Below are 13,435 nucleotides of genomic sequence, written 5' to 3'. Positions count from 1 at the left end.
GCCATTTCGAGCAATGGCATAGGAAGCTGGTTCCTCTGTTTCTTTGTCTGTTAATTCATCGCTAGTCTGAAGAAATCTCGCAATGCATGCCCTAGAAAAAATCGCAAAATGTTCAACAGCAATCATCGCGACAGAATATGGAAATCTCCCCGATGTTTTCCAGCGTCATTATTTTCTGCACCCGTCAGCGACACTGGCGATTTCAAGTGAGATTTTGTTAGCAGGACTTTCAAACAATACGAGTTACCGCCGCCTTTCGGGGCTACCTAAAAGGGCGGTGAAATTTACGGCTGATAGCATCATCGAGCCCCAAGATTACTTGCCCAAATTAGGCGTAGTGAGTTGGAAAGATTGCGTTGGAATGGCAATGCTGCCCAAAGGGTTGCTTCACCCAGAAAGTCAAAATGAAGTGCTATCTTGCTGGCTGACAAATCTATCGGATCGAATGGCGCAGGTACTTCATGCGTATGTCGTAGATCAGGTAACACCGAGGCTGTATTTGTTTCCATATCATGATTTTTCTGCGCGCTCTGAATACCGACTGGCAGTTTCCGGAGGGGTGTTATTGGACGCTCGTTGTTATCGGCAACGGCAAGATTTCCAAGCCGGGTACCGAGAAGCGATAAAGAAGTGGTGGCACGGCATTGGGGATGATGTCGCGCAACTTGAACAATCTTTACTGATAGATGTTGTTATGGATACATCGAGAGGGTTTGCGATCATTGATGTGAACCCAAACCTTCACTTACACCAATGAGGTTTTGCTATGGGTAAACCTGTTTCTTTACTTGGCCACATGCATGTCTGCCCCAAAGTAGAACCCGGCCCAGTACCTCATGTGGGCGGTCCAATCATCGATGCTGGCCAATCGCTAGTGAAGGTCAATGGTATTCCTGTCGCAGTGGTCGGAGGTAAGGCAATTTGCACCGGTGTAGGTATGCCTGATGACCTGAAGCAAGGCTCCTCTTTGGTGAAAATTGACGGAAAAGCCGTGGTGAGAATGGGAGACGGTTGCGCGCATGGTGGTCAGGTGGTGCAAGGATGGCCGACCATTACCATGAGCTAACCTGAAAGATTCTTTTCTTAACGTGCTTTCGTGAGGCTTTGACTCCCTTCAACTTTTCCGGGAATGGGCGCTGCCATTCTCTGTTTTATGACGCTCCGAAAGACTCGTTTTCCTGCCTATTGACAAGTCTACTTATATAAATGATATGTTATAACATATCAATTCAATCCGCGGGCATCAGATGAAAGGAACTCATCAACCCATACTTTCAATGGCTGACTTCTGTGCTGATAGCCTCTCAGGTTGGCGCGCTGTGTCTGACGTGACGTTTTCTGTTTCCGCAAACGAATGCATCGCTGTTATCGGACCTAATGGCAGTGGGAAATCGAGTTTGCTTAAAGCCATCACGGGTGAATACCGGAAAGCGGCGGGGGAACTCTCGCTTGAAGGCTGCGCGGAAGAAAATCTGAATCGCTTATACCGGGCGAAAAGAGTGGCGGTGGTTGCCCAGCATGAACATGTCGACCCAAGGTTGAGTGTGAGTGAATATGTCGGTTTGGGTCGGGTGCCACATACCTTCTGTTGCACTGAAAAAGAGCATCAACGTGCCGTCAAACAAGCCATTCATGACACAGGTTTGTCTGCCAAAGAAAATCGCCTGTTCGGCTCTCTATCCGGGGGTGAAAAACAACGTGCCAGCATTGCCCGCGCATTTGCTCAAGAGCCCAAACTGTTGCTTCTGGATGAGCCTACCAATCACCTTGACCCATTGGCGCGTCTTGAGCTGCTCGACTTGATTAAACAGCGCGGTATCGCGTCGATTGCTGTGCTGCATGATTTGCCTCTGGTCACGCCTTTTGCGGACAAAGTGATTTTGATGTCCGGCCAGAAAATGGTGACCTGCGCGTCTCCCAACGAGGTGTTGCAGGACGCATTCATTACCCCCGTTTTTGGCCTTCGTGTGTATCCACTCAGCCATCCCCAAATCAACAACACGGTGCATCATTTTGAAGCCGCACCGTCCCATTAAGCCATGCCATTAATAGGAGCTGCACAATGAAGTGGTCAGTCGTATCGACGCTGTTCTTCCTTTTCCCCATCGCAATCGCTAATGCCAAAAGCACGGAATATCCGGTCACGGTCGATAACTGTGGAAGTCCACTGACAATTGAAAAGCGCCCAAGTGCTGCGGTGTTTCACGACATCAATATGACGGAAATGGCATTTGCACTTGGCTTGGAAGACAGCATGGTGGGTGTGACGGGCATTACAGGTTGGTACAAGATGTCCCCTTCTTTTGAAAAAGCGCTTGGCGACATTCCTGAACTGGCACCCAAGTATCCTTCGCTGGAAACCCTGATTGCGGCTAAAACCGATTTCTTCTTTGCTGGCTGGAACTATGGGATGAAAGTAGGCGGCGAAGTGACTCCGGAAACCCTCAAGCCTTATGGCATCGATACCCTTGTACTCTCGGAAAGCTGCATTCACACCAACAAGCTGGAGCAAGGTGCCAGCATGGCGTTGCTCTATGATGACATCAAAAAGCTGGGTGTGATTTTTGACAAGCAGGATGAAGCGGCAGCTTTGGTGGAAGCCTGGCAAGCCAAAATGAAAACGGTCACTTCTCAAAGCAACGCAGAAAACAACGCGCCGAAGGTCTTTCTGTTTGATTCCGGTGAAGACAAGCCATTCACCGCAGGTAAATTCGCGATGCCTAGTGCAATGATCAAAGCGGCGGGTGGGGAAAATGTCACTGACGACATGGAAACCAGCTGGGCCAGAACGTCATGGGAGCATGTCGCGACAGAAAACCCTGATGTGATTATCCTTTTGGATTATCAAACCGCCAGTGGCGCAGATTCATTGAAAACCTTCCTTGAACAACACCCTTTGATGAAACATACCAATGCGGTGAAGGACGGTCGCTATGTGAAGCTGCGTTATGAGCAGTTAACGCCGGGACCCGCCAATATTCAGGCAATCGAAAAGCTCGCTCAGGCCTTCTATCCGCAATAACCTAGAAAGCACCTAGATTGATTTCAGGAATCAACAAATACCGCGCAGCATGGCTACTGGGTATCAGTACCATGCTGATTGCTTTTGTGCTGAGTTTGCAGTTTGGAACTGTGCCGTTGTCCTTAGCACAAGTGCTTGAAGGCTTGAGCTCGTTCAACGAAGACGATGTCAGCATGACAAGCCGTATCCTGATGGATTTGAGGTTACCGAGAGCCATACTCGCACTGATTGCAGGTGCTGGTTTAGCCTTGGTGGGTGCTTTGCTTCAAACCACCACACGCAATGATTTGGCGGATCCTTTCCTATTTGGCTTATCGTCTGGGGCGTCGGCGGGGGCGGTATTGGTGATTACCAAGCTTGGTGATGCACTTGGGGTATGGTCACTGCCTATCGCTGCATTTGCTGGGGGAATCGTCTCAGCCGCTGCGGTATTGATGCTCTTTTCCCTCCAGAAAAAGCAAGGCGACAACAACATTGTCCTTTGTGGATTGGCTATCTCCTTTCTGTTTGGCGCTGTGACCAGCTTTCTTATCTATTCTGGTGACCAACGTGCTGCGAGCTCAATTTTGTTCTGGACGATGGGCGGACTGGGTTTAGCGCGTTGGGATAACCTGATTTTTGCTGCTGTGGGCCTGCTCTGCTTGGTGGTTCTGATTCTGGTGCGATATCGGGAGTTGGATACCTTGCTTGTCAGCGAGCAAACGTCCCTTTCGCTTGGTATCAATGTTCACAGGCTGCAAAGTGAAGTGTTTCTGTGCTGCGCTTTTTGTACGGCTTCGATTGTTGCACTCACTGGTGTAGTTGGGTTTGTGGGATTAATGGTGCCTCATCTGGTGCGTCCTTTTTCAGGGATGACCCACAAGCGCGCGTTGCCCCTCATTGCATTGTGGGGCGCGGTAATCTTAACCCTTGGCGATCTTGTCAGTCGCACCATCTTGGCGCCACAGGAGTTGCCAGTTGGCATTGTTACTGCCGCATTGGGCGGTTTGTTTGTGCTCTACCTTGTTTGGAAAAAGCCAGCCCGTTGAAAGAATGGGGAGTGTGGTCAAGTTTTCCTCAATACTGTTGAGAGTGCAAAAACTGTAATGGCGACAATCTCACTGTTTTGTTGTTTTCTTGATCATTTGGTAAATGAAGACGCTAAGCTCTTCGGTTTAGATGGCATCTCATTGAGGCAGCAAAGGACACGTTGCTTTTTCAATGGAACAATCACGGAAGAATTATGCAAAGAAAAACGCTCTCAACCATGCTCAGCACAGTTGTGCTGATTTTGGTTGCAATCAGCAGCTCAGAGGCGTTTGCACATGCCGTCGCGGAAGGCGACAAAGGTTACATTCAGGAAATCACAGGCACACATATCATCGCTTTTATGTACCTTGGTGCGAAGCATATGGTGACGGGTTACGACCACATCCTCTTCCTGTTAGGCGTTATCTTCTTTCTCTACAGACCAAAGCACATAGCGCTTTATGTCAGCCTGTTTGCGCTGGGGCATTCAACGACAATGCTACTGGGCGTCTATTTCAACATCGGTATCAACAGTTACATCATTGACGCCATTATTGGCCTTTCTGTGGTGTACAAAGCCATGGATAACCTCGGTGCCTTCCAGCGCTGGTTTGGTGTCCAACCCAACACCAAACTTGCCACCTTGCTATTCGGCTTCTGTCACGGCTTTGGTCTTTCATCCAAAATCATTGATTACGACATCTCGCTTGATGGGTTGGTGCCGAACCTTCTGGCTTTCAATATCGGGGTCGAGATAGGTCAACTCTTGGCCTTAGGGGCGATACTGATTCTGATGGGGTTCTGGCGTCGGCATACCCACTTTTATCGCCAGGCTTATTCTGCCAATGTTGTGATGATGAGTCTGGGTTTTATGCTTATTGGATACCAGTTAACGGGCTACGTCGTGGCGCAGTATTAAGAGAAGGAATTCAACATGTATAACTCCGATATGCCCACCCGCGCGGAATTGCCCACGTCGAAACAGCTTATCCGCTCAACGCTGATTGCGCTGGTCACGGCTATCGTCTTGCTGGTGACAGTGATTTTTCCAGCGGAGTATGGCATTGACCCAACGGGAATTGGCCGGGTATTGGGACTTAAAGAGATGGGGGATATCAAAACGCAGTTAGCCCAAGAGGCAGCAGCAGATAAAACCACCAATAGTTTGGTTGTCACGTCAGATATCAAGGAAATAGAAACACCCGCTATCACCGAGTTTCAGGGCGAAAAACCCGTCTGGAAAGACCGGGTGCTGTTGGCACTTAAACCCGGACAAGGGGCGGAAGTGAAGCTGATGATGCAGCAGGGAGAACAAGCCACCTTTGAATGGAAAGCTAAAGGTGGAGCTGTGAATTTTGACGCACATGGTGATGGGAATGGCAATGCAATCAGCTACGAAAAGGGTCGCGGCGCGATTGAAGATCAAGGTGTGTTAACGGCTCCATTCACGGGTAACCATGGCTGGTTTTTCCGCAATCGCAATGACCACACTGTGATGGTGATATTACGCACCAGCGGCGAGTATGCCGAAGTTAGGCGAGTGTTTTAACATTAGAAAAAGGGTGGGATAAGGCTCTCCTATTTGGGAGAGAAACATTCCTGGATTCGACAAGATGTACGGAGGCTCGTCTAAAAATTAGCGAGTCCTAAAAATGGTTCAAAAAATCGTCACATTCATTTGCTAGCCTCGAATTTAGGTTTAAGGAAAAGCCTAAACGACGAGAGGTATGCAGTATGAAGCTGGTGAATGTACTTAGCGGCGATATCGTCAGAGAATCTGATAACCTGGAAGAGCTCAAAGCGCTGGGTGTCAGTATCGCGATGCGAGAAGGTGCGAAATCGACTTACTGGAGCTTTGAAGAAGCTTCCAGACATCGAATCTCGGGCAAACGGGCTCTCAGTCTGAGAGATGAAGAAGGCGCGATCTATCGTATTTTCCTTCCAAAATAGAATTTCAAAAGGCAGCGTTCCCGCTGCCTTTTTTGTGCCTGAAACCTTTCCGCCTATCATTCATTAAGTGGCGCAATAGCAAAAATTATAAAGCATGAAAAAGGCAGAATAATCAGTAAGTAAATAAAGTTAATCTGCGCGCTGAATTCTCGGCGAGATTCACAAATCACCTTTCATTTCTGGCATATGATGAAGTCATCCAAGGTCGACATGAGGAGTGTATGGAAGCTGTTGTAGGTTTGATTATCCCGACTGGTGTTGACGACTTTATTATGCGAAAAGCGGGTCTCCACGGCTGACTGGGAAACCAAACAATCACAGAAACGTGAATAAAATAATCATCGCTTTTTGGTTTATTCGCTTTTACCTCTTTACCTCGTAATCAAAGGCCACCTTTATCGGTGGCCTTTTCTTGTTGGCATATGGGTGTTGTTGTTTTTTAGCCGATCATTAGAAGTGGGAGTGTTGATTTTCGCAGCAAGGTTTTGGTGACATCGCCAAACATCTGCTGATGGATTCGCTGATGCGCGTAAGCCCCACACACAATCAAGTCCGCATTGTGTTGGTTAGCGGTTTCTAACAGCGCTTGTGGTACGCGCATCCGTCCTGATTTGAACACCACGCATTCGCCATCGATACCATGCAGCGCCAGGTAATCCCGCAGCCCTTTCTGGGTCGGGCGTTTTGTCTCTGAACGCTCACTGGTGATGATGGTGACCTTCTCCGCACGTTTCAGTAAGGGCATGGCCGCAGCCACAGCACGCACGGCTTGTGTGTCGCCATTCCATGCAATGACCACGCTCTTAGGTGAAAACGCGGTCTGTGTACGGGGCATCACCAGTACAGGTTTTCCGCTGTGAAGAATGGCTGCCTCAAAGCTGACGCTGGTTTTGCCACGCTTAGGTTGAGGCACCACAGTGAGGTCAGAAATCTTCCCCCTCTCCGCCACAACTTCACCGCGAAACCCGGGCACATCATGCCAAAAAGAGGTGCTTTGAGTCTGTCCCGGTGTGGCTGCCTGTTGGGAAATCCCGAGAGATTTGCAGGCTTCATCAAACGCTTCCCGCACAGATTCAAAATCTTCACTGACGTAATCCGACACGATTTGGTCGATGCGTTTGTAGAACTCATCTGAGATCAACTGGCTCTCTTCCGGCAGCAACTGGCGCGGATTGATCTTGGCGTGCAGCACATCCAGATGCGCCCCGAAATAGCGCGCGACATTCAGCGCGCCTTCCAGTCTTTCCCTGGCATACGCGTGAGATGCAAAGGGCATGATGATGGTTTTGATAGTCATACAGGCCTCCAGTTAGTAGCCAAATGGCCACGGCAGTTCAACACTTTCCTGCAGCAAGCCTATTGGCAGCTCCAACACCATGGCGTTGGTCAGGAATAGGAGGAAACCGACGGCCAAGAATGTCAGTAACGATGCGCGTAGCAGACTGAGGCCGGCTTTCACCACCAGAAAGGCAATAAAGAACACGGTAATCGCGATCACATAGCCCAGGAAGTAGCAGCCAACCACTAAGCCAATCAGCCAATAGAGGTAGTGCATCATGCTGATGGCATCTTTGTTGAACGCATAGCCTTGCACGTACTCAAGGTCAAAGTAGATCGGATCGGTGCTTGGTTTACTCAGCAGTTGCCAAAGCACGATCCCAGAAAGCACCCACATCAAACAGCCAATCACTATGGTGAAAACTCCGCCAAGGAAGCTTTGCTGAAAGCCGTCATAGATGCAGTAAAGGAACGACACATTGATCAACGCAGCGAAGATGATTTGCGGCTTGCGGTTATAAGCCGTTGGCGTTTCTGCGTCGTTTTTCTCCTGAGTCTCTTTTTGTTTCTTCGCGTTTTGGCGATACATAAAGACCAGAGAAGCTATCGTGATAAGGCCAATAATGATCACGCCCGGGCGAGCCAGGAATCCTACACCATCAAACTGCACTGCTTGATAGAGGTAGGTTTCCATTCCGTTAGCGAGTACAAAACCAATCAGGAAAGCAGGGCGCGGCCAGTCGAAACGCTTCATCAAAACACCGAGGAAACCTATCGAGACGAGGGTTATGAGGTCTCCAAGATCACGCGTTGCCTGAAAGGCTGCAAAGCAAATTACCATCACCATAAATGGCGCTAACAGGGTGTAACGAATGGTAGTCAGTTTCGCAACCCAAGGTGAAATGAACATACATGCGCCAGCACCAAACACATTGGCGAGTGCAAGTGACCAGACGATGGTATAGGTGATATCGAGATCTGTACTGACCATAGCGGGGCCCGGTTCAAGGCCCACAAGTACCATGCCGCCAAGGAATACGGCCATACTGCCGGAGCCGGGAATACCGAACAGCAAGGTCGGCACCAATCCACCACCTTCTTTGGCATTATTGGAAGATTCCGGTGCAATCACACCCCGTACATCGCCGTGGCCGAATTCGGATTTGCCTTTGGTGGTTTGCACGGCATGACCGTAGGCAATCCAGTCCACTACGCTGCCCCCAAGACCTGGCAGGGCACCAATCACACAGCCAATCACACTGCAGCGAATCGCCAGCCATTTGTTTTGCACAAAATCACGGATACCTTCCATCCAACCTGTTCCCAGATTGCTGGCATTGGCGATGGGTTTGTTCTGGCGCAGTAAATCAATGATTTCCGGCAGGGCGAAAATACCCAGACCTACCACCACCAGCGGCACACCATCCATCAGATAAAAATTGTCGAAAACCATGCGGTATTCACCCGTGGCTGGCGCACTACCCACGCTGCCGAGCAGTACACCCATGCCACAGGCGGAGAGGCCTTTCACGAAACTCTTGCCTGCTAAAGCCCCAACCATGCTGAGACCGAGAATGGTCAGCATGAAAAGTTCGGCTGAGCCAAATGCCAGGATCACCGGACGGGCAATGAGTACAAAGCCAGTCAGTATGAGAGCCCCGAACAATCCGCCAAACAGTGATGAGGTAAAAGCGGCGGAAAGCGCCCGCGCGGCCTGACCTTTTTTTGCCATTGGGAAGCCATCAAGCACGGTGGCTTGCGAGCCACTGGAACCGGGAATTCCCATCAACACGGATGTAAAGGTGTCAGAAGTTGGGATAACAGCCACCAGACCAATCAGCATTGCCAGAGCAGAAATCGGATCCATGCCATAGAGAAACGGCAATAACAGGGAAAGCCCGGCGATACCGCCAAGGCCGGGAAAAATACCAATCGCCAATCCCAAAATCACGCCACCAAGCATAAAAGTGATGTGGTTCAGGCTGAGAATGGTTTGGAGAGAATCAAGTAATTCGCTGAACATACAACGTCGCCTTTTGAATAAAAAGGAGGCTCAATACACGCAGGCATCAGCGTATAGAGCCTCAAGTGGGAAAAGGTTAGATCTGGGTGTTGTACTCTTTTGGGAGTTGGCCGTTTAGCCTCAGGCATGACGTGCCGTCCCGGGAAACGTGTTTTGATGAGAGCGCTGGAAAAGCTCCTTGCTTGCCTTTGCTGTAAGTAAACATCTTTTCACCTTCTGCTTTGCTCAAACCGCTCTGTTGGCGGTTGGGATATGTGATTCTTTTGAATTCACCATCCAAGCTAAGGGGCGAAACTGTCACGAAGCTGACAGCGTTACAGCTCGATAACAAAATGTTTACATTGATCGATTTGGGAAACCAAGTCGGCGTTTTAGATGTGATCTGAAAGGATGGGGCGTTTGCGGATTAACAACTACTCAAACTCTTTGAGCGCGTTCTCCCATTCAGTGATGACGATTTCCCGTTTGTTCTGATCTGAACTCACCAGCAAGGTGACGTCCATTGGGATGGGCTTGAGCTGGTCAATCAGATTTGCACGCATAAAGTTGGCTGATTTGGGGCTGTCGATGTCGAGACGGATAGGTGGCATGTTGGTTTCCCGTGCCATCATCTGCTGGCCTTTGTAAGACACCAGATAATTGAGAAATCGTTTGGCGGCATCAGGCACTTCGGTGGTTTTGTTGATGAATGCAGAACGGATCACCACGGGTGTGTAGTCTTCGGCGGCGACCACAATGATATCGCCATAACGCTCTTCCCAGCTTCGGGCGTAAGAGCCCATGATGTTGTAAGCCAGCAGCAACTCTTCTTTCCTAAGGGCGCTGAGCATGGAAACTGAGCTGGGAAAGGTGCGGGCGTTGTGTTGCTTAAACAGCTCAAGGATTTGGCCATAGTTCGCAGCCTGAATACGCTCGAAAGACCACAAGAGGTAGCCAATGCCTACCGCGCGGATGTCATAAGTGCCAATCTTGCCGTTTAGCTCATCCCCGTAGCGGCGGATAAAACTGAGCAATTCGACACGGCTTTTCGGCACCACTTTGTCTTTCATGAAGGCTTTGTTCAGCACAATCACCGCGGGTTCGAAGCTGAAACCGTACAACTCATCCCGCCACACTGCCCATCTTGGAAGCAGATCCTGTGTGTTGGTCGCGCGTCTGGCCACAGGCCGATAGGGAAGGGCATAACCATCGTTGACCAGCCTGAACTGCAGATCCATGACTGAACTGATGGTCACATCTGGCTGAGGCTGGGTGCCATTGCGAATGTATTGATTGAGCTTGTTACTATTGAAGACTTTGTATTCAAGATCGACATCGGGATGGCGTCGCTGAAAGTCAAAAAGCAGCGGCTGCATTTCGGAGACTTGTGCTGCGGCATAAACTCGCAGTGTCTCGGCATAGGTGAAGGACGAGGTCAGCAACAAGGCCAGAAGCCATATTCTCAATACGGTCATGCGTGCCTCCAACTGCCTTCCGGGAAAACGACTTTAACCCTTAGTCCGTGAGGCTCATTGTCTTCAAGCGTCAGCGAGGCATTGAAGTTCTTGGCGACATCCAGGGCAATGGCCATGCCTAACCCCGTTCCTTGGCTGGTGTTGTTTGGACTTCGGTAAAAGCGCTCGAACACGTGGGGTTTGTCTTCGTCAGAAATGCCATTGCCATGGTCCTGAATCAGCAGCACCGCATTCTCTTTTTCCGCGCTCAACTGAATATCAACCGCGCTGTTATCCGGGCTGTACTTGATGGCGTTTTCGATCAGGTTTTGCAGCATCTGGGAAAGAGCAAAGTCATCGCCATTCACCAGGACAGTGTCGGATTCGTGATAGCCGAGCTCAACGCCCCGCGACAAGGCATTCATTGCCAGATCTCTGCACACGGTTGTTACCTGATCGTTCAGATTAATCGCACTCGGTGCCAGGCTGCGGTGACGGTGCGTAATGGTGGCCTGATTCAACAACTGGGTGATGGTACGGTCGAGGTGATCACAGGCTGAGAGAACATGCGCGAGGCGCGATTTGGTCTCTTCATCCTGGGCGTTATCGCGCGCTAATTGTGCCTGTGCTTTCAAACCAGAAAGGGGCGTTTTCAGCTGGTGGGCCGCTTCGCCTGTGAAGTTTTTGAGGTTGCGAAGCGTAGTGTCCAACTGCTCCATAAAGCGGTTGATGGTGGTGATAAGGTGATCGACTTCCTGAGGACCTTGATGGCTGATTGGGGTTAAGTCAACATTGGAGCGCTTCGCAATCTTCTTATTGATGTTTCGGATTGGGCGAATGATCTTCCATGTCGATAGCAATGTCAGGGTCAGTGACGTCAGAATGACCAGAAAAACGAGGTTTCGCGCCTGAAAGGTGATTTCATCTTGCAGTGAATTACGGGAGTTGAGTGTTTGTCCCACCAAGACATACACATCCTTTAAACCGCTTGGCGTATTGATGGAATTACTGACGATGGTGAATCTAAAGGGTTCCCCACGGTAGGTCATGTCGAAAAACAGAGCGCTGGGCTCCAATTGATCGGGATAGTCATCAATATGTTCCACAACCTCAGCCTGCTTCATGAGATCGTCGTAGCCGGTAATCACTTTTCTGTCTTCGTTCACTACCAAGTAAAACACCCGGTCGGTAGGAGACTGCGCCAGTACTTTGAATGCTGAGATGGGAATATCAACAATCCAACTCAGATTGATATAACGGACGTTATCGATGATTTGGAACGCCGCACCGCCTAAAGAGCGGTCATACGAGAGTTGCGCTGTATGGTGGGCATAGCGGTTGGCAGCCCAAAGTGTTACCACACTGACTGCAAGCAGCACGGTGAAGGCAGTCGCTAACATTTGAAACCGGAGGCTTTTGCTCGACCAGCTGAATGGGATAAATCCGGCTGACTTCGGCGTGCTCATGCTCAGGCCTGTTTGTCGATAGCGTAGCCCAGGCCGCGCAGGGTTTTGATTTCGACATTGCTGTGGGAAATGGCTTTGCGAAGCCGTGCAACATAGGTTTCGATGGCATTAAGGTTGGGCGTGTCATCAAACCCATAAAGGTGGTCAATCAGCTCTTCTTTGCTCATCACGCGGTTGGTGTGGCTAAGGAAGATCTCAAGCAGGCGAAGTTCGCGTTGTTTAAGAATGATTTCGTCACCTTGAACAAATACCTTGCAGCGCGCGACATCAAACTCGATATCGCCGAATACCAGATTGTTGGTGTCTGTGCCCTGCCTGCGTCTCACCACCGCCCGGCACCTTGCTTCGAGCTCGCCAAAATCAAACGGTTTGGTTACGTAATCATCTGCGCCCAAGTCCAATAGCTGAATACGATCCTGCACCTCAGTGCGGGCGGTGAGTACCAGTATTGGGCAATCTGATTGATGGCGGATTTTCTTCGCGATTTGCTCGCCGGATTTGTTGGGAAGATTGAGGTCGAGAATGACAAGATCGTATTCCGTCTGGCTGACCATTGCGTGCGCAATGTTGCCGTCATAGGCGCAATCTACGCCATGGCCTTGTTTGGTAAAGCGCTGCTCAATGGCTTCGCTGATCAATCTGTCATCTTCAACAATAAGGACTCGCACGCTACAACCTGATACGTCATGGAGGAATGTAAAGTATTGGTTGGCAAAATGTTAATTGCAATGGTTGTAAATTGAAACTGAGCGGGTGCTTACGTTGCTCACACTTCGTAACAACAATTTGAATGCGGCTGACGCGTGGCATTCAGACTCGCGCAGCTCTTCTGATATTATCGGGGAAATGGAAAGCGTGTGCTTTCGACAAGATGTTTTTGGGAGAATCTCTGAATGGATCTGAAAGGTCTGGAAAAATACCTGGCGCTGAACCACATCGACTTTAAAGCAGCAACTGATAACGATGGATTGCTGATAAACCTTGGCTTTCTTGTAGGGCGCGTGCATGTGCGCTATGAAGAAGATACCAAGACTTTCAATTTCAATGATAAACCCCGCTGGGTTATCCAAATTGTGCTGATGGCACTGATGCTTTACTTCCTGGCAACCAACTTCACTATCTACTCCCAGTTGCAGCTTTATACCTGTATTGCTGTTACCGTCGCGATGTTCGGCATCTTTGGTTACAAAGAATCCCGCATCAAGAAGCTGAAAGATGCGGTGAAGGAAGACAGTTCATCGGCTAGTTAGCCTTG

Annotated in this window: 15 protein-coding genes; 9 read left to right on the top strand and 6 right to left on the bottom strand. The window is 49.7% G+C overall.

Features of this window, described 5'->3' with window-relative positions:
- The first annotated feature begins 82 nt into the window (after positions 1–82).
- The 8 genes from GCE9029_RS10575 to GCE9029_RS10540 all read left to right on the top strand — a co-directional run bounded on the left by GCE9029_RS10575 (position 83) and on the right by GCE9029_RS10540 (position 5,980).
- On the top strand, positions 83–757 hold the full coding sequence (locus GCE9029_RS10575; protein WP_062663244.1) for a hypothetical protein: 675 nt from the start codon (positions 83–85) through the stop codon (positions 755–757).
- 9 nt (positions 758–766) lie between these two features.
- Positions 767–1,066: a PAAR domain-containing protein gene (locus GCE9029_RS10570; protein ID WP_062663243.1), complete on the top strand. Its 300-nt coding sequence runs from the start codon at positions 767–769 to the stop codon at positions 1,064–1,066.
- A gap of 181 nt (positions 1,067–1,247) precedes the next feature.
- Positions 1,248–2,036 carry an ABC transporter ATP-binding protein gene (locus GCE9029_RS10565; RefSeq protein WP_062663242.1) on the top strand — a complete coding sequence of 263 codons (789 nt, stop codon included), beginning with the start codon at positions 1,248–1,250 and terminating at the stop codon, positions 2,034–2,036.
- A gap of 26 nt (positions 2,037–2,062) precedes the next feature.
- Positions 2,063–3,022, top strand: coding sequence for an ABC transporter substrate-binding protein (locus GCE9029_RS10560; protein WP_062663241.1), 960 nt, complete (start codon positions 2,063–2,065; stop codon positions 3,020–3,022).
- A gap of 71 nt (positions 3,023–3,093) precedes the next feature.
- Positions 3,094–4,050, top strand: coding sequence for a FecCD family ABC transporter permease (locus GCE9029_RS10555; RefSeq protein WP_062665581.1), 957 nt, complete (start codon positions 3,094–3,096; stop codon positions 4,048–4,050).
- A gap of 194 nt (positions 4,051–4,244) precedes the next feature.
- Complete coding sequence (locus GCE9029_RS10550) at positions 4,245–4,949, top strand: HupE/UreJ family protein (protein WP_062663240.1); 705 nt, start codon at positions 4,245–4,247, stop codon at positions 4,947–4,949.
- A gap of 15 nt (positions 4,950–4,964) precedes the next feature.
- Entirely contained in the window at positions 4,965–5,579 is a 615-nt protein-coding gene (locus GCE9029_RS10545) for a hypothetical protein (protein WP_062663239.1), read from the top strand.
- A 185-nt stretch (positions 5,580–5,764) separates the two neighbouring features.
- Positions 5,765–5,980 (top strand): hypothetical protein, encoded by a 216-nt coding sequence (locus GCE9029_RS10540; protein WP_062663238.1) that lies wholly within the window; start codon positions 5,765–5,767, stop codon positions 5,978–5,980.
- Positions 5,981–6,419: 439 nt separating this feature from the next.
- On the opposite strand, the gene GCE9029_RS10535 is transcribed toward GCE9029_RS10540, so the two are convergent.
- The 6 genes from GCE9029_RS10535 to GCE9029_RS10515 all read right to left on the bottom strand — a co-directional run bounded on the left by GCE9029_RS10535 (position 6,420) and on the right by GCE9029_RS10515 (position 12,848).
- Positions 6,420–7,277 carry a universal stress protein gene (locus tag GCE9029_RS10535; protein WP_062663237.1) on the bottom strand — a complete coding sequence of 286 codons (858 nt, stop codon included), beginning with the start codon at positions 7,275–7,277 and terminating at the stop codon, positions 6,420–6,422.
- Between the two features lie 12 nt (positions 7,278–7,289).
- Positions 7,290–9,281: a tripartite tricarboxylate transporter permease gene (locus GCE9029_RS10530; protein WP_062663236.1), complete on the bottom strand. Its 1,992-nt coding sequence runs from the start codon at positions 9,279–9,281 to the stop codon at positions 7,290–7,292.
- 76 nt (positions 9,282–9,357) lie between these two features.
- Positions 9,358–9,486: a hypothetical protein gene (locus GCE9029_RS26920; protein ID WP_269449274.1), complete on the bottom strand. Its 129-nt coding sequence runs from the start codon at positions 9,484–9,486 to the stop codon at positions 9,358–9,360.
- 208 nt (positions 9,487–9,694) lie between these two features.
- Positions 9,695–10,735: an ABC transporter substrate-binding protein gene (locus GCE9029_RS10525; protein ID WP_082804331.1), complete on the bottom strand. Its 1,041-nt coding sequence runs from the start codon at positions 10,733–10,735 to the stop codon at positions 9,695–9,697.
- Positions 10,732–12,180: a sensor histidine kinase gene (locus tag GCE9029_RS10520; RefSeq protein ID WP_062663235.1), complete on the bottom strand. Its 1,449-nt coding sequence runs from the start codon at positions 12,178–12,180 to the stop codon at positions 10,732–10,734. Before GCE9029_RS10520 ends, GCE9029_RS10525 begins: the two co-directional genes overlap by 4 nt.
- 2 nt (positions 12,181–12,182) lie before the next feature.
- Entirely contained in the window at positions 12,183–12,848 is a 666-nt protein-coding gene (locus tag GCE9029_RS10515) for a response regulator transcription factor (RefSeq protein WP_062663234.1), read from the bottom strand.
- Positions 12,849–13,073: 225 nt separating this feature from the next.
- Between GCE9029_RS10515 and GCE9029_RS10510 the strand changes: the two genes are divergently transcribed.
- On the top strand, positions 13,074–13,430 hold the full coding sequence (locus GCE9029_RS10510) for a hypothetical protein (RefSeq protein WP_062663233.1): 357 nt from the start codon (positions 13,074–13,076) through the stop codon (positions 13,428–13,430).
- The last annotated feature ends 5 nt before the right edge of the window (positions 13,431–13,435 follow it).

It is taken from the genome of Grimontia celer (genome assembly GCF_900055185.1).
GTDB classification, from domain to species: domain Bacteria; phylum Pseudomonadota; class Gammaproteobacteria; order Enterobacterales; family Vibrionaceae; genus Enterovibrio; species Enterovibrio celer.
The sequence above is the reverse complement of the archived record's forward strand: the minus strand, read 5'-3'. Positions and strand labels throughout refer to the sequence as shown.

Excerpts from the sequence above, each read along its gene's own strand:
- GCE9029_RS10555 (WP_062665581.1), top strand. The coding sequence starts at position 3,094 with ATGCTGATTGCTTTTGTGCTGAGTTTGCAGTTTGGAACTGTGCCGTTG.
- GCE9029_RS10525 (WP_082804331.1), bottom strand. The coding sequence starts at position 10,735 with ATGACCGTATTGAGAATATGGCTTCTGGCCTTGTTGCTGACCTCGTCC.
- GCE9029_RS10575 (WP_062663244.1), top strand. The coding sequence starts at position 83 with ATGCATGCCCTAGAAAAAATCGCAAAATGTTCAACAGCAATCATCGCG.
- GCE9029_RS10520 (WP_062663235.1), bottom strand. The coding sequence starts at position 12,180 with ATGAGCACGCCGAAGTCAGCCGGATTTATCCCATTCAGCTGGTCGAGC.
- GCE9029_RS10530 (WP_062663236.1), bottom strand. The coding sequence starts at position 9,281 with ATGTTCAGCGAATTACTTGATTCTCTCCAAACCATTCTCAGCCTGAAC.
- GCE9029_RS10565 (WP_062663242.1), top strand. The coding sequence starts at position 1,248 with ATGAAAGGAACTCATCAACCCATACTTTCAATGGCTGACTTCTGTGCT.
- GCE9029_RS10545 (WP_062663239.1), top strand. The coding sequence starts at position 4,965 with ATGTATAACTCCGATATGCCCACCCGCGCGGAATTGCCCACGTCGAAA.
- GCE9029_RS26920 (WP_269449274.1), bottom strand. The coding sequence starts at position 9,486 with ATGTTTACTTACAGCAAAGGCAAGCAAGGAGCTTTTCCAGCGCTCTCA.
- GCE9029_RS10535 (WP_062663237.1), bottom strand. The coding sequence starts at position 7,277 with ATGACTATCAAAACCATCATCATGCCCTTTGCATCTCACGCGTATGCC.
- GCE9029_RS10540 (WP_062663238.1), top strand. The coding sequence starts at position 5,765 with ATGAAGCTGGTGAATGTACTTAGCGGCGATATCGTCAGAGAATCTGAT.
- GCE9029_RS10550 (WP_062663240.1), top strand. The coding sequence starts at position 4,245 with ATGCAAAGAAAAACGCTCTCAACCATGCTCAGCACAGTTGTGCTGATT.
- GCE9029_RS10510 (WP_062663233.1), top strand. The coding sequence starts at position 13,074 with ATGGATCTGAAAGGTCTGGAAAAATACCTGGCGCTGAACCACATCGAC.
- GCE9029_RS10560 (WP_062663241.1), top strand. The coding sequence starts at position 2,063 with ATGAAGTGGTCAGTCGTATCGACGCTGTTCTTCCTTTTCCCCATCGCA.
- GCE9029_RS10570 (WP_062663243.1), top strand. The coding sequence starts at position 767 with ATGGGTAAACCTGTTTCTTTACTTGGCCACATGCATGTCTGCCCCAAA.